Origin of the sequence: Dactylosporangium sucinum (assembly GCF_014647515.1) — a bacterium.
GTDB lineage: Bacteria > Actinomycetota > Actinomycetes > Mycobacteriales > Micromonosporaceae > Dactylosporangium > Dactylosporangium sucinum.
Window position 1 is genome coordinate 41881 of record NZ_BMPI01000048.1, and the last position, 18044, is coordinate 59924.

The following is an 18044-nucleotide window of genomic DNA, read 5'->3' on the forward strand; positions in this document are numbered from 1 at the left end:
GTGGAAATTGAGATCTCGGAACGGCTCGCCGCCTTCCTGTACTGGATCACCGGGGAGAAGTTCCCCGGCGCCAAGGCGATGCGGCTGTTCAAGCTGGCTACCGGGTTCTTCGCGGCGGCGGACGGCACCGAGGCCGCCCGCCCGAAGCTCGCCGTCGCGGTCCGTCGCGTCCGCGACGGCGTGGGAGGCAGGTCGCAGGAGGCCTTCCTCAACAGCATGAACGACTACGTCAGCTCGCCCGGCTACGTCACCACCGCCGCGGACCACCTGCGAAGCGTCGCCAAGACCACGCAGGACGCGGGCACCCAGGTCCAGTACCAGAAGATGATGATCCTCGCGTCGACCGTCGAGATGTTCGCCGCGTTCGTGATCGCTTTCGCCTTCGCGCTGGCGAACCCGGGACCCGCGCTGGCCTGGCTCGCCGCCCGCATCGCGATCTTCCGCTTCATCATCCGGATCCTGTTCGCCCGCCTGGTCCTGGCGGCGCTGCTCGTCGTCGGCAGCGAGTCGGCGACCGAGGGCCTGATGGACGCCATCATCCAGCGGATCCAGATGCTGCTCGGCACGCGGCGAAACTTCGACGAGTCGCAGTTCTGGCAGTCCGTGCGCGACGGCACGATCGCCGGCGTCATCGGGTCCCTCCTCGGCCCCGCGTTCGCCAACGTCGGCAGGCTCATGACCAGGGCCCACGTGCCGACCAACATGATCCCCGACGGCCCGAAACCGAGGCCGATCCCCACCCCGGACCCGACGCCACCGCCGCGGACCCTGACCCCCACCCCGGACCCGACGCCACCGCCGCGGACCCTGACCCCCACGCCGGCGCCGACCCCCACGCCGCGGCCGGTCCCGACCCCGCCGGCGCGGACCCCGGACCCGGTGCCCTCGCCGACGCCGCCACGCGCGCCGCAGCCGGCGCCGACGGTCGCCGAGCGGGTGCGCGAACACTCGGCCGAGTACAGCACGGCGGTCAGCGCCGACATCTCCATCGAGGTGGTCGCCGAGGGCACCGTCATGGCCGTCAACGGCCAGGGCTTCACCGTCACGGGCGGGACGGCCACCTCGGGGGCCTTCAGCGGCACCCTCGACTTCGGCGGGGAGTCCGCCGGCACCGCGCTCAACGAGAAGTTCCACGGCACGTCCGACCCGAACACCACGAGAACGGCAATCAACCCGACCATCACGACCCCGACGACGACGACCACCCCAACCACGACGACCACCACGGATCCGGCCACCGCGACCACCACAACCGGACCGAGCAGCACGACCGGTCCTGCCGCCGGGAGCGGAACCGGCTCGTCGGACCCGGCCAGGACCCCCGAGACCGCCACCAGCGGCGCCGCAGCGCCGGAAGCCTCCACGAACGGCACCCAAACGGCCCGACCGGTCAACACGACCACGGAACCAACCGCCCAGCCCGCCTGGTCCGCGACCAAGGACTGGGACGGCGCGGCCTACGGGGATTCGCCCTTCGACGACATGGGGTCCCGCCCTTCGTCGTTCGACGACACCGACTTCTCCGACACCTCCTCGGTGACCAGCTTCTCCGACCGCTCGATGTCCAGCGCGGACTCGTTCGACGGCACCGAGCCGTGGTCCGGCAGGGACCCGTTCACCACCGACGAATCCTCGTTCGGACTGAACGCATCCGACACGGTCGGCGTGTCCACCGGGCAGCCGGGCCCGGGGCCGGTCGGCGGCGACGGGCCGACGCAGGCGGTGACGGTCACCCCGGCTGTCGCTGCCGCCCCGATCGGTCAGGCCGGCCCGGCAGGCACGGCAGGCCCGGCAGCTACGTCTGCCGCACCCGGCGGAACCACACCCGGCAACCAGACCTCCAACTCTGCGTCCGGCACGAACACGTCGGACGTCAAGACCGGACCCGACGCGACCCCGCCGGCCGGGACGCCGCTTCCCGGCACGGCATCGAACCCGCCGGCCCCGGCCAGCGTCGACGCGTCCCTGGCCGCCGGCGAGGCGACCGCAGATCTGCACGCCGACACCGACCGCGTACGCCCATGGGACCGCACCCTGCCGACCGACCCGGCATCCCGGATCTCCGCGCTCGACGACTGGATCCGCCAGGCCGAACACCGGCCGGGCCGGACCGGCGAGCCCGCGGTGGACTGTGTGCCGCTGGCCTGGGACGTGTTCGCGGAGGTGCACGGTCGCCGGGCCAACCCCGCCCGCGGCGACGGCCTGGCCGGATCCGGCCTCGCCGAGGCGGTCCGGCACGGACCGTCGGCCGTCGACGCGTCCGAGCTCGTCCGCGCGCTCGGCGGTGACACGCCCACCACCAACGACGGCGACAGCGTGCTGGCGTACCTGTCGGACAACGCGGGCGCCATGGCGCTCGTCGTCTCCCGGCCGCAGAAGTTTCGTTCGCACGTCTACTGGGTCGTCTCGGCCGGTAGCGGGACGCAGGTCGTGCCCCGCTTCGTGGACCCGCAGCAGCCGGGTTCGTTCACCCACGACGCCCGGGTGACCACGCCGGAAACCGAGTTCTGGTCGAGCCAGCTCCGCTCGCCCGACTCCGAGATCCTGGTGCTCGGACCGGACGGCCGGGCGGTCGACCTCGGCGCCGAGCGACGTGACGCCCGGACCCGGGGCTTGTCCGACGCGCCGACCGGCGCACGGGCCGCGGGCAGCAATCCCCGCCGGGGCAGAAGCCGGTCGTGGACCATGCCGTCGATGGGATCAGAGCCGCCCGAGCAACAGTCCGAGCAACCCTCACAGCCGGCGACGCCACAGCCGACGCCTACCGGGCCGTTGTCGATGTCGCCCGCGCAGTCGTCGCGCCCGCTGGCGGCCGAGCCGGACCATGGCGAACGTTCGGAGGCCACGGGTTCCGTCCGTCGCCGCTTCCTCCAGCGGCTGCAACAGCTCTCCGCCGCGACCGGCCAACCGTCGACCACCCCAACCACCCCGCTGCCGTCGACCACCCCGCTGCCCTCGATCAGCCCGTACCTCTCCACCAGTCCGCTGCCCCCAGGCAGCCCGCACCCCTCCACCAGCCCGCTGCCCCCAGGCAGCCCGCACCCCTCCACCAGCCCACTGCCCTCAATCACCCCACTCGGTTCGACCACCCCGGTCAGCGCGCATGCCTCGCTACCCCCGTTCACCCGCCTGAACGCGGCCAGGGAACAGCCGCCGATACCGGAGGTGGTCGAGGAGTTCGTGGACGAGGACGATCCCTACGCACCCTGGTCACCCAACATGCTCGACGACGAACGAGGGCGGCCAACGACTGCGCGTACTTCCCGGCAGGACCATGCCGAGCAAGGCGGAAGTTCCAGGCCGACCGGCGCCATGGGGTCGCCCCGCACGATCGTGCCCCTGCCGACGGACACCGCCGGCGTCGACCTACCGACCGCGACCGCCAGAAAGACATCGCCGGCCCGGCCGCCATCGCGCGTGCTGGCGCGCCAGAGGCCACGGCTCGACGTCCAACGGTTCGAGCAGGAGCTGCTCAGAGGCCTGCAGCCGGCCGACTACGACGCTCTCTTCGATGCGTCCAAGGCGGCGGACCAGCGCGCTCTCGAGGCGCACGCGGTCATGCTGCGGGTGACCGGGGAACTCGATCCGACCGGCAGGCGGCTCAAGCTGGTCGGCACACGTCACCGAGCGAAGAAGCTGGTCGACCTGGCTCGGAAGTTCCGCGACCTGAATCTGTGGGAAGGCATCGACGTCCGGTCGTTCCTTGCCGAGAACAAAGACACCGTCCGGTTCTCGGTACAGGTGTCCCGAACCAACTACGGCTCGACCGTCCGCCAGGTGCTGGACCGCTTGAGGCAGCAAGGCTACGAACTACGCAGCGACGATGACATCGTGAACTTCTGGCGCCCCGGCAACCGATGGTTCGGCTTGACCATGAAATTGCGGGACCCCGACGACCGGTTGATAGAGCTGGAGTTCCCGACCGCGACATCGTGGCAGGCGGCCAAGCAGGCGCGCAAGCACCACGAGGTGGTGCGCCTGAAGACAGCACCGATGGCGGATCGGATCAGCGCCTACTTGAACCTGCTTCGGATCAACCGGGACAATGGGCTGAACGCAACCCTGCCCGATGAGCTCGGCCTACTCCCCCCGGCTCAGGAGAAGGGCCTCGCGGAAATCACCAGGGCGCGACCCGAACAATGGCAGGGCTATCTTGACGGCCTGCAACGGGCAGGTCGGACCTTCGCGGACGTCGTCGCCGACCATGGTCTCACCATGGCGGAACTCCCCGGTCCGGAACACCTCGGGCTCCACGACCGGCCCTACCACCAGTTCCCCGGCCGCCGTCCCCCCCGCCGGCAAGAATTCGCCGAGCCTGCGGGAAGCCTGCCGCTGCTCGTCAGCCTCCTTCGCAAGCAGCGCGACCCGGAAGGAGCGACTCCCGAGGCACACGGGACGAGCCTGCCGCCAACCCCGCGCCGGGGATCCGTCGCCATCGAACCGCGCTCGTCCAGCGAGGCGTCGCCGCGCGAGCAGTCGGACGCGCAGACAACGACCCTGCCGGGCGGAACGGTATCCAAGCGACGGGCAACCATTTCCGCCGCGCCGTCGGCATTTACCGGCAGTCAGCAGCCGCAAACGCCGGAACCGAGCCTGCCGGTCAGGAAGGCACCTCGACGGGCAACGATTTCCGAACCGCCGGCGGCACCCACGGACGCGGCGCCACCCCGACGGGAGTTCGGGGACACGTCACCGGGCCAGCATTCGACCGATACACAGGATGTCGAGCAGGAACTGCTCAGAGTGCTCGAGCCCGGCCAGCGGGCAATCCTTGAGCACGCGGCTGACACGGCGCGGCAGCGAGCGGATCAGGCGCTGTCGGTGATGCAGGAGGCGATCAACGAGATCGATCCGAACGGCGAGCGGGCCCGGTTGGTCGGCACCGAGCATCGGGCCAAGACGCTGGCCTCCCTGGCGCGGAAGTTCCGCATCCGGAACCTCGCGACAAGAGTCACACTGGATTCGTTCCTCGCCGACATCAAAGACACCGTCCGATTTTCGGTGCAGGTCTCCAAAGCGGGATACGGTCGCACGGTTCGCGAACTGCTTGCCGGGCTGGCGCAGCGTGGATACGAGGTGCCCGGCGACAACGAGATCAAGAACTTCTGGCGCCCCGGCAACGGGTGGTACGGGCTGAACGTGCCCTTGCGAGACCCCGGTGGCAACTTGCTGGAGCTGCAGTTCCCGACCGAGACGTCATGGCGGACAACCAGGCAGATACACCCGCTCTACGAGATCGCGCGACTGCGGACGGCAACCGTGTCGGATCGCGTGGATGCCTACCTGGACATGCTGCGCATCAACCGCGACAACCTGCTGCACGAGGATCTTCCCGACGGACTCGACCAGCTTCCCCCAGCCAGGGACAACAGCTTCGAGGCGTTCACGAAGAACAATCCTCAGCTGTGGCAGGCGTACCTGCACGACCTGGAACAGGAGGGTCGGACCTTTCCGGACGTCGTGGCCGAGCATGGCCTCACGATGGCGGACGTCTTCAGCGTGGAACGACCGGCGTCCCACAAGGGCAGCGAAGGCTCGCAGACGCCCGCCGAGCCTGCGATCCAACCGGAAGACCCGCCGGGGCGCAGCGCGACGCCGTTGGCCGAACCGTCTCGGCTGCGATCCGAGGACCGGGCCTTCCTCCTGGGTGACGGGAACCATCTCCTCGCCGCGCTGGTCTACTCCGACCTCGATGCCATCGAGCGGTTGGTGGCTTGGGGGGACGACGCCAGGGCCGAGCTGGCTCGCTTGCGCGCTGATCGGGACGAGACCCGGCGCGCGGTCAGCACGGCCGCGCTCGCCAACGTCGTGACGGAGCTGCGCGAGCACCTCCTGACCCGCCTCGACCGGCTCACGCCGGCTCAGCTCGCCTCGTTCCGGGAGCTCGGGAGCCCGCTCCTGGACACCGTGCCCCACGGGGACGACGACGCGCTGCGTGCCGCGCTGGGGGACCTGCTGCGACCAGACGCCCAGCTTGATCGCACGAGTACCGCGCCGGTGCTCCTCGCCGTCCTGCTGGCTCGCTCGGTCGTCGTCGACGACGGTGTGGGGTCCGTCCTTTTCCACGTCACCGGGACGACCGATGAACCGGTCCGGCTCTACCGCCGTGTCCAGAGCGGCACCGGCCAGGCGGAGTTCCACGCTTTCCTCCCCCAGCCACCGCCGCAGCCGCAGCCTTCCCCCGCCGTTGTCCCGGCCGTGCCCCCGCCGGCGCTCGAGAAAGCGTCCGTCGTCAACACCCCGCCCATTGCGCTGCGGTTCCTCCCTCGCAGCGCGCAGACCCTCCGCGCGTCCAGTCCGGCGTGGAATGGGGTCGCCCGCGAGGTGGCGCGGCGGGTCGCCCGCATGGCAGCCAACCGACCGCCCGAGGGTGCGCCCGTCATCGTCACCCTCGAAGGCGACGGCGACGGTCACCGCTTCGGCATCACGACCGGCAATCGGAGCCTGCCCCGCATCCTGTCGGCAACCGAGTTGGGCCGGCGCCGGGCCGAGTCGGCAGCCACTCGTCTGGAGGAGCTGGTCCAGGGGGAACTCAGGGAACTCGCCAGAACCAAGGGAGAGAACGCGCCCATGGTCATCTTCCGGCACCGGGCCAGGACCCGGACGCCGGACGGTACCGGGGACGGCGGGGGCCGCGGCACGGTGACGGTACACGTCGACATCGCCGACTCGTGGTACACGAGTCGCGCGCCGCTCAACGACTTCCGGCCGGTAGCCCCCGCCGCGCGGGTGGGCGAACGGGGCCAACTCGACGAGGTCGCATTCGCCGCGGGGATTCCGGTCAACACGCTGCCCGGTCTCGCCGGTCTCGTCACCACGCTGCGGCGGTACGCCGACCAGCACGGCGCTGACGAGAAGACCTACGCCGGGGACCAACTCCCGGAGACCCTCTTCAAAAACTACCGGCATCTGGTCGGCGACGGGATGGTCGTCGTCCTCGGCAACATCGAGGTGCTCGTCCGGCTCGATCTGACGAACCCCCGCCGGGAGAACGCGTGGCCCGAGTCAGCGGACACACCGAACGAGAAGGAGAACGAGAAGGAGAAGAAGGACAAAGAAGAAACCGAAGACAACGAGGACGAGAAAGAGAAGGAAGGCAAGAAGGGCCGGGGCGCGAAGGCCGGGAAGACCCGGGGTGCCCGGGAGAGTCCCGCCGGCCGAGCCGGTCAGGTCCGGGCCAACGAGACGATCCACGGCAACTTCCAGGTTGGCGCGCAAAGCGAAAGCCATTCGGGCCCGACCGGCTGGTTCCGCTTCGGCGGCTCGATCGGGTTCTCCTTCGGCATCGCTGACAGGCTCATGTCGGTGCGGCTCGGCGTCGCCCTGCGGCACGTCCGGAACCTCATCAACCGCTCGACCGGCACGGTCCGGGACGCCGAGGTCGGCCGGGTGGAGGACACCCGCGAGGACGGCGCTCTGCTGTCGGCCGACGCGACGTACCACCTGCGCGTCCGGACGCGTGCCGCGCAGACCTGGGACAAGATCACCCCGACGCAGATCCGCCCCACGGAACGGCTGACCCTCGCGCTGCCGGAGAAGTACCTGACCCGCGGCAAGCCCGGCGAGGCCGCCGCACTGGCCGCCGCGATCCGGCCCAAGCAGTCGATCCCCGTCAACGCCGATCAGCGCCTGCCGAAGGCCTTCTACGCCTCGAACCTGACGAGCCTGCACCTGCTCGCCGACGACATCATCAAACAACTGGAGAAGGAGCGCGGACCGATACCGCTGGGCCACCCGCTGCGGGACTCCGTGTGGCATCGGGTGTCCAATCTCGACACCCATCTGGACAAGGCGGTCAACCGGCATCGCGGCTACGAGTTCACGCTCGTCGAGGACGGACGGATCACCGCCAACGTCCGGATCCGGACCCGTCGCGCCCCCGGCAGACCACCGCGTCCGATCAGTGGCCCGAGCAACAAGGCGCACGTCGAGGAGGTGCAGACCGCCATCGCCGGCACGACGGCCGGGACGTCGATCACCAACGAGGACGTCGTCGAGCCGAGCCTCGAGTTCCTGTTCGTCAAGGTCCCCAAGCTGAAGTTCGGGTTGAAGCTGCCCTACGCACGCTGGTCGTGGAACGATCGGGACGGCACCTCCTCCGGCCGGATCGGTCTCTGGGTCCACGTGTCGAGGTATGCCAGCTACACCTCCGCGTACGACATGGCGCTCGAGCACCAGGCGACCGTGCAGGTCCGCCGGCGCCGCAACGTCCTGGTCAGGGCCCGGGACGCCGCACGCAGAGCGCGGCCGACGACCCGGCTCAGGCATGCTGGTTCCAACTACGAGCCGAGAACCATTCGAGGCCGGGCGATGGTCCGGGTTCCCACCGCCGACGCGGTCGCGTACTCGATCGAACCGCCGACCCCGCCGGGTGTGGTACCGCCGGAGGTACCACCGACGACGTTCACCACCACCACACCGCCGACCGTCCCGCATCACGTCCGCAAGGGCCGAGGCGTCGGCATGGGGCTCGTCGAGATCGATCCGGAACTCGTCGACAGATTGGTCCACCGGATCGAACAGGAACTGGACAAGTACGGCTATCTGGTCCGCGACCCGGACGACACGTTCAAGCGCAACAACTGGTTCAGCCGCAAGCGCGACAGCCAGGTCAACAACGGCGTGCGGCTGCGCAAGCTCCTCTCCGAGGCGGCGCTGCGGGCGAACTTCGACGGCATCCATCAGAACGGGTTCGAGTTCAGCCTCGTCAAGCGCCACACCGGCTGGTTCACCAACTTCCGCGTGCGCTCGGCACGGGTGACGATTGTTGCGCGCCCTGCAACGAACGAGGACAGAACGGGCAGGACCGTCATCAAGGATCCGACCGCCAATCCGCGGCTCACCAACGAGCGGCAGATCGTGAACCTCGAGATGGGGCTCGACTTCGCCGGCGCGTCCGCTGGCGGAGGTCAGGGATTCGCGACCGGGGCAAAGTTGCGTTTCATGCCGTCCAAGGCCGGCAAGCAGCTGCAAGGGGCCGGCATCGGGGTGGAGTTCGACCTGGGCGTCAGCGGCGACGAATCGGTCAACCACGTCAGCAACATGCCCCGGCTGATGGAGTACCAGAAGGACCTCACCGAGTTCGACCACACGACCAACATCCGGGTCGTGATCCAGCACGACGAGCGGCAGTCGTGGTGGCGCCGAGGTCAGCGGCTCCTCAACCACGTGTTGGGCTGGCTGCGCCTGCCGCGGATCGGGTCGGTGACCGACCACCGCCTTCCGCACCCGCTTCCCCCTATCTCCACCACCGCGACGGTGCGGGTGGTGCCGGCCTTCAACACAAAGCCGTCCCACCGCGTCTCGAAGGCGGAGACAGTGCCCGGGCGGAAGAACACACCGAAGTCGATCTTCAAGAAGGCCGCTGTCGCCTATCTGGATGTCACCGGGCTGCTGCCGACGGCCCGTGCCCACATGGGCGGGATGGCCAAGCCCGGCGGCACGGCCGACGAGGAGCTCTCCACCTTCCTCAGCCACAGTCAGGTCCTGTCCCAGTGGGCCGAGGTGACCGAGGGCGTCACCACCGACGGGCCCTTCAAGACGAGGTTCTTCCGGGACAAGCACCGCATCGTGTCGTTGAAGGCCGACGTCGGCCCGTCGCAGTTCGTCGGCGCGACGAACGACCCCTACGTCCTCGGCCTGATCAAGCTCTCCCTGACCCAGGCCGGCCAGTCCACGAGCCGGCGAAAGGGCCTCGGGGTCGCCCCGCTCGACGTCGCCGCCGGCGGAGATCCTGGGCATACCGACGTGACCGGGCTGAGCGGATCGGTCAGCCACGCGATGCGGTGGGGTGCGGGTCATGAGCGGGCGACCCGGCAGACCGGTGGTCGCGAGGAACTGGGACTCGGCTTCCAGAAAGGGTACGCGTTCCGGGCGCCCGTCTCGTACAACCTCCGCATCGGCAAGACGAAGCGGGCGAAGCTGCTGCCGAACAGCAACCACGTCCCGGCCGACCGCACCATCGACGACGTCGAGCCGATGATCTACGTCTTGTCGGAGCCGGACGCGCTGGAGGCCTACGCGAACGGCGAGGTGCCGCTCGACGCGGATCAACTCCTGGAAATTCTCGCCGCGTGGAGCAGCGGCGAACTGGAGAGCTCTCCCCAGTTGAGGGCCCGCGTCCTCACCCGGTGGGCGAAGACCGCCGCCGCCACCGGGTCGGATCCGCATCGGGAACTGCGCCAGGACGCCGCCCGCGAGTTGGCCCGTGGCCACGCCTGGGCGGACCTCGAGATGCCGGACGAGGTAGCCCGGGACTTCCGAGCCGAGTTCGGGGTCGACCTCGCCGAGCCGATGCAGACCCGCCGGCTCAGCGTGCCGCCGTACCTGAAACCGGGGCACGCCTCGCTGGGCCACAACGGCGTCCACTCGCTGAACCTGGCCGAGAACCGGCGCTTGTCCGACCTGGTGATGCAGGCCGTGGACAGCCTCGCGCCCGGCCTGTTCGGCAAGACCCACGCCAACATCCCGACGGCGCCCGACCCGGCCCGCCGGAAGTGGTGGCACCGCAGCCCGCAGTCTGCCCCGTACGTGGGGAGGCTGCAGGCCGGGGTCGACGCCATCCAGGCCCTCTTCGACGGGGGGCGGGAACAGGCGCTGCTCGAACAGACGCTGAGCCCGGACGGGTTCACCATCCCCTTCCCCAACCCACACGCCTGGCTGGGCGAGAACGTCATCGAGGTGAACGTCAAGGCTCGGCTGGTCAGCGAGCCACGGTTCGGCGACTACATCAAGGGCAGTGGGCTGGAGATGTACCGGCACCGGTACGTCGAACGCCGGACGGCGACGCGGCGGCAGTTCACCCGCGGTACCTCCGTCGGCTTCAAGGGCACACTCGACAACCGGCCCGAGACGACGCCGACACCCGAGGAGCAGCGTCGCGACACGCAGCAGAAGGTCACCGGCGGCCCCGGCATCCGGTGGGCCGACGGGTACTCCTTCGCATCGGCGGAGAACCAGCAGTGGACCGAGGAAAGCACGGTCTATGACTGGGGCAATCAGTACCACGCCGACGCGGACGTCGAGTACATCGTCACGGCCCGGCGCAAGAAGCTCGGCGGACGCCGCGTCACCAACTGGCTGACCAACCGGGTCATCGCCCGCTTCCGGTACTTCATGTCGGGACCGCGCAACCGTTCGACCGTGCTCCGGGCGCCCCTGGCTGCCGTCCGCGTGACGGCCGCCGTCGTCGGCGACCTCGCCAGGTGGCTGGCCAGTCCGATCTCCCGCCGGCGAGAACGCCGCCGGGACCGGGGACCGGAGTTCAGTCGAACGGTCACCGGCCGGGTGCAGCTCAAGATCCCCCGGAGCGTCGCCGAGGCGACGAAGCTCTCGCAGCCCACCGGCCTCCGCGCGAGCCTCAACCCGGCCTGGCTGCCCGAGGATGCCTTCGTCGACGCGGTACAGTTCCACGGCGCGGAGGCCGCCAGCCGCCGGCTGCTCGGTGCGCTCTTCGAACGCCCGGTCAAGTGGAACCGCTGGTGGCCGTCGCGCTGGGTGACCCGCCCCGGGTACCACACGAGCGTGTCCGTGCGGGCGCTCACCACCCGCGACCTGCTCGCGGCCAACCTCATCGATGCCGCCTTCGCCCCGGGTGGCGTGCCGATCGCCACCGGCGCGTTCGTGCCGGGACACTCGAGCCGCCGGGCGGACCTCACGCTGCGTGGCCGGCTCGAGGAGATGGAGGTCGTCAGCGCGCTCGACGGCACCGGCACGGGCCGGTACGTGAAGTACCAGCAGGGCGTGAGCGCTTCGACGACCCACGACACGCCCTATGTCGCGCTCAGCATGGACGCGGGCGGCCCGGCCAGGCTGACGGTCACCGACGACGCCAACCCCGGCGAGTCGTACGGCGCGCACCGCACCGAGGGCGACACCGGCCTGAGCCGGGACGCGCCCAAGTCGCACACCAGCACGTACGCCGACGCGCACCGGCGCGAGGAGCACGTCAAACAGCAGGGGCCCGCCGTGCTCGTGCGGCTGCGCGGCAGGTACCGGCTCGACGGCCAGAAGCGGGTCGTGCACTGGTGGCGCCCGACCTCCACGGGCCGGCGCCGCACCAGCGACGAGTTCGGCGGGGACGTGTACGTCGTCATGTTCAAGGCCGAGTACGACGCATTGGTACAGCGGCAGCGCCGCGCCGAGTTCGGCAGGACGACGGACCGGAAAGGGCGCGGCAGGGCACCGGTCGGTGGACCCGGCTCACCGACCCTGGATCTGGCCGACGCCGTCGGGAGGTTCAATCCGGAGGCCGTCGCGGGAGTGCCCGCGGATCGACCCGACCTCGCCCTCCGGGCCCATGCGCGCGAGCTCGGCCGGCGGCTCCGGCCGCGACGGGGCGATGTGGTCGTCGTCGAGGCCCGCACCCCCGACCAGCACCGGCAGCTCAACGCCTGGGCCGCGGAACACCTGACGCGGCGCGAGATCGCCGCCGTGCACGCGGAGTACGCGGAGAACCGCGCCGGCCGGGACCTCGTGACCCTGATGACCGCCGCGGTGAACAACGCCCAGCCGGCCGGTCCCAGGCGCGAGCCGCCCCTGCTGGCACACCTGCAGAACGACCCGCTGCGGACCGCCCGCGCACTGGCCCGCGAACTGCACACCCCGGTCGAGCTGCGGGTACGCGACGAGGACGGCGACGTGACCGCCCGGTTCAGCGTGGCGCCGGACGGGTGGTACACCGAGCTCGAGACCAACACCCGCAGCGCGCGCCCGGCCGAGGCGGAACTCGCGGTCGACGCTCTGCCTGCCGGACTGCTCGACGAGTGCGTGCGCCTCGGCATCAGCCGGGACGAATTGGTCGAGCTGGCCCGCGGCCGCCGGCGGGACATCTCGGCCGACGTGGAGGAGCTCATCCGCGGCCGGCAACCGGCGTCGGAACTGGCGACCCTGCCGTTGACGCCCGAGCAGGAGACGGCGCTGGCCGACCGCCGGCTCACGGCGGAAGATCAGGAGCCCGGGCCGGATTCGTGGCTCGAGTCGCTCATCGCGACCGCGCGGCAGCACCCCTGGCCCTCGGCCGCGATCGAGCAGATCGCGGAAACGACCGCCGACGAGCTTCGCACGCTGATCGCGCAGCTGCGCGGGCTGCCGGACGACGCGCCGCTGCCGCCACGGTCGGCCATCGCGACCATGCTCGGGATCCGGATCGAGACGATGACCGGCAGCGGGGTCTCGACCATCAGCGGGCCGGAGACCGGCCAGCCGCTCGTGCTGGTCGAGGTGGGCGAGAACGAGTACCGCCCGACCGAACCGGTCGAGAGGCCGGCAAGCATGACCCAACCGCCCGGATGGCCGGGGCCGACCGGGTCGACCGCCGACGAGAACCTGCCCAAGAGCATCCTCAGGGGCGGACCCGGCGAGACGTTCGAGATTCTTGCGCCGTTCCCGCCGCCCTCGCCCCGCCGGATCAGCCTGACGCTGGCGCACAAGGACCTCGACGACCCGGCCCGGCCGGCCGATCGCCCGGATGAGTCCATCGGCGTCCCCGCTCTCCCCGTGGACCTCGAAACGGGGGGCACGTCGCTCGATGCTCACCTGAGCCCGAGCCGCGCCGAGCGGCGCGAGCTGGACTACCAGTACGACACGGTGTTGGCCCAGCTCGAGGTGTACATCGAGGGTCATCCCGAGGAAGCCGCGAGACGGGCGCTGGTGCACAGCCACATCAGCACCGACACCGTCATGAACGTCACCAGGACCTGGGCGCTCGTCAATGAGCTCCGCGGCCTGCTGCAGCAGTACCGGCAGGAGGATCACCTCCACCCGTCGGTGCTGCGCCCGCGCGAGCGGCCCACCGCTCCCGCAACGGATCCCGACCTGGAGATCGGCCTGGGCGACGACGACCACAGCGAAATGGCGATAGCGTTCGAGGACGACGAAACAGCCGTACCCCTCCAGAGCATCGCCGTGCGCTCCGCCGCCGGCCCGTCCGCCCAGCCCGGTAGCCCGGTCGCGCGGCCGCATCGGCCCCGAGACGCGGAACCGTCCCGGGACAAGCCGGCCGAACGCGACGAGACCGCCGGCAGTGACCGGACCAGACGGGAACAGGCCGAAACGAGGCTGCGGAGCTACATCGCGAGCCGTCCCGACCCGGATGGCGACCGGCTGCGGAACCTGGAGAGTCTGCTCACGTCGGGGATCGGCGACCAGTTCATCGCGAACATTCTCGACAGCCAGCGGGAACGGTACGAAGGCCAGGACACCGGCCAGCAGCAGCAGGGACCGATCTGGTGGTACGAGGGCAACGACACCTTGCCCGGACGGACGTACGCACCGAGGCCGCTCCAGCAGGAGTGGCTCGCGGACAACGGCCTTCAGGTGGGTTGGGTGCCGTCCGACGGGAACTGCGTCTTCGCGTCGGCGCTCAGGACGGTCACGCCGGAACTCCTCACCCAGGCCGCCCGGCTGGTCGCCGGCGCCGCCGGGCTCCCGGTCCCCGGCGACATCAACAGCGCGGAAGGGTTCCGGCAGTTCCTCGCCAGTCTGTTGCGGCGATCGCTGGTGAACGAAACCATTCAGCGGGAACTCCACCTCGACTTTGCCGCGATCTACCCGGCGAACCACCCCATCGTCCGCGAAGGATCGGCGGCGCTGACCATCGAGGAGCTCGCCAGCTCGGTGGCAGAGTTGGGCGAGTTCGACAACGCGCGGGGTGACTACTACTGGATGGTCGTGACCCAGTTCTTCCGGTGGGCGAGCAGCATCTCGAACGCGAACGGCGGCAGTTTCCGGGTGAACCTGCAGGGACTCTCGGAAGGTAAGGGCCAGGCGGTGCTGGCCGGGGCCACCGACGACGCACCGACCCACGTCATCGTGCTGGTCGACCAGCACTACCTGCCCACCCGGATCCGGTCGGGCGCATCCCGCCAGGGCGGCTCCGGCCAGAGCGGTGGCGGCGCGACGGTGCTGACGGCCAAGGTGGAGTTCGACCTGCCCCGGTCACCGCTCACTCCGCCTCCGCACCGGAACGCAGCGCGGCTGCGGGCCGAGGTCGACGCGGCGGCCCGGCGCGCCGACGAACTGGACCCGCGGGTACTGGCGGCCGTCGCCGACCAGGGCGAGGCCGGGGAGGACGCCCGGGCCGCGTGGCGGGCCTTCGCCGACGGGCTGGCGTCGCTGCGTGCCCGGATCGACGGCGTGACCGAGGAGACGCTGGCCACCACCCGCACCGAGTTCGGCAGTCTGCTCCTCGGCTACGGCCTCGCCGCCCAACGACTCGCCGACCTGGGCACGGTCCTGCCACGCAGCCGCGAACTGGTGGAGCCGGACCCGCCGGCAGCGGCGCGGGACGGGGTGCCGGTCGCTCCCGGCGTACGGCGGGCACGCCGTCCCGGCGAGCCCGCGGGGCTGCTCGGCGGCGCCGTCGCGTTCGAGGTCGAGTTCGGCGGGTTCGAGCTCGAACATCCCGGCGGTGTCGAGCGGCTGATCGACCGGGAGCTGTTCCGCAGGCCCAACCTGCTGTCGGCCACCGCCGACGTCGGCAACGTCCTGGAGGTCCGCACGCTGCCGATGGCCAGCGTCCTCGGCGAGGAGAACCGGGCGGACCCCGACCTGGTGCTCGACGCGTTCGCCGATCTGCGCGCCCGGCTGGCCGCGGTGACCGGGCCCACGCCGCTGACCGCGGTGTTCCCGGAAGCGGACGGCCCGGAGGCGGACGGCTTCGCGCACGAGGTGCCGGACGTGGTGATCCGGCCCCGGTCCAACCCGCCCGGCGAACTGTACGTGCAGCTCACGGTCGGCGCGGCGCCGCACGCCCTGGTCGCACCGCTGGAGGTCGTGGCGGAGGGCACGACGTACAACCCCAGGTCGCGCATGCACCTGTTCAACGGACTCGACTTCGGCACCCTGGTGACCCGGGAGTACCTGACCGAGCATCTCGGGCAACGGGTGCCGACGTTCGCGCTGCCCTTCCTCACCGACGTGCCGGGTGCCGACGAGCTGCGCGGCTACCTCGCGCTCGTGTACGCGCAGGTCGCCGCGGTGCTGGACCACGGGACCAGGCCGCCCGCGAACCGGGTGTTCAGCAAGAACTACGTCGCCGCCGCCGCCCGTACGGCGTTGGCGGGCCTCCGTGCGGGACTGCCGTCCACCGGGCAGGACTTCCTGGACCAGCACCACGACGAGATCACCGCGCTGCTGCTCGACACCTTCATCACGAGCGTCAAGTCGCCGGTGCCCCCGGACCAGTTGCTCGACCTGCCGCTGTGGAACCCCGGCGCCGGCACGGTGCGGACCTACCTCGCGAACGCGCTGCGGCCGCTCGGACCGGGAGACCCGCCGGTGAGCCAACACGATGCGCTGGAGATCGGCGCCAACATGCCGACGATGGACGACAACGGAGGAAGGCTCGGCAAGCCGCTGGCCGTCGTGGAGGTCCGCCACTTCGGCGAGCAGTGGGTCGACGAGCCCCAGCTACACCGGCACCTCGCCACCTTCGACTACATCGTCAACGCCGGATACGACCGGCCGGCGGCCGACGGGTCCCGGCCGAGCCCGCTGCGCGGGCGGGTGCTGTCGGCCATCGCCCGCAGCCGGGCGGACCTCCCGGTCGCTGCGGCGATCGCCGAGCTCCGCACGGCGCTGGTCGAGACACGTGAACTGGCGGCGGACTGGCTGGCCGCCGACGTCGACGAACACCCGCACACCAGGCTGAACGACACCGACGGGCTGCACCTGCTGGAACTGGTGGCCGCCGCGATGGCCGGCGACGACGTGCGGCCGCTGCTCGACCCCGCGTTGGCCGTGGCCACCCGGTACGCGCGGAGGCTGAATGGGGGACGCCAGCTCGTGCGCGACACACATCGCGACGTCCTGCTGGAATCCCGCGACCGGTGGATCGGCGTCGTCCGGGCACTGGACGAGTACCGGTTCCAGCTGACCGGACAGCGCCTCGACCCGGATCTGCTGGCGTCACTGGAGGCCGACGACGACACCGGCGCGATGTCGGACGACGACTCCGAGCTGACCTCCGGCGACGAGGCGATGACGGACGACAACCTCGCCGCGGAAGCCGGCGACGGCACTTCCGGCAACGACGCCGAGCCGCCGGCCGGCGCAGTGCTGCGGCTGCGCGGCGGTTTCAGCGCTCGGCGCGACCACCCGTCCGACGACGAGTCCGAGCCCGACTCGGACGGGGACGGGTCCGAGCCGGACAGGGACGCGTCCGGCACGACGCCGGCCGAGGGGTCCGGCGCCGCCCGCGGATCGTCGTCGAGCGGCCGGAACCTGCTGATCCACCACGTGCCGCTGGTGCGGGACCCGGAGCAGCCAGATTCGCGCCTGACCGCGACGGAGTACCTCGGCCGGCACTGGAGGGGAACGACGCCTCCGTCGTCGAACCCCACCCCGGAGGACATCCCGGTCGTGGTGCTCATCGGAACGGCCACCGACGTCGGTCCGCAGTTCGTTGAGGACCTCGCCGAGCGTGGCGTCCTCGCGATCATCGAGGCGACCGATGCCGATCAGCGGGACCAATACTGGGGATATGCGCCCAACTGGGACGACGGGTCGCTGTTGAACCCCTCCTCCGATCGTCTGGTGGGCCTGGTCCAGGAACTTCGCGCGGGGTACGTCCAGCGGTTGGCCGCCCTCGCCCTGAAGGTGAGCCGTCGGCGTTTCGAGGCCGGTCAGGACTTCGTGACGGCCGCGGACCTGTGGCAGGTTGTGCACGCCGCCATCGGCCGGCACGGCGGTTTCCAGCTCGGACCGGTTCGGGCCGCCGCGCGGCTGCTGGATCCGTCGCTCGACCTGCGGGTCCTCGCCGACGGTCGGGTCGGCATCGATCCGGGCCTGATCCACCGGGGCGTCGAACTGCCGGCACGGCTCGCCGGGATGGTCGATCAGCAGTACCGGGGACAGATCGACGGGCCTCAGGTTCTGATCTTTACGGCCGCGACCGCTGCCGACGTCGAGTTCCTGGCTCGACCGGGCGTCATCCTGATTGCCCGGGCGTCCGAGGAGGACACCGAGGTCGTCGAGTGGCGTGCGGTGTACGTGGAGATCCGCACCGGTAGGTTGGTCGCCGAACTGGAAAACGAGGATCTGGC

Annotated in this window: 1 protein-coding gene (running past one end of the window); it reads left to right on the top strand. The window is 70.7% G+C overall.

Annotated features, from left to right (window positions below; all coding sequences use genetic code 11):
- Window positions 1-18044 carry the 5' portion of a WXG100-like domain-containing protein gene (locus IEZ31_RS37835; protein WP_190254907.1) on the top strand. The gene runs 13369 nt beyond the window's last position, so 18044 of the gene's 31413 nt are visible here — the first part of the coding sequence; its start codon is at window positions 1-3; its stop codon lies beyond the right edge, outside the window.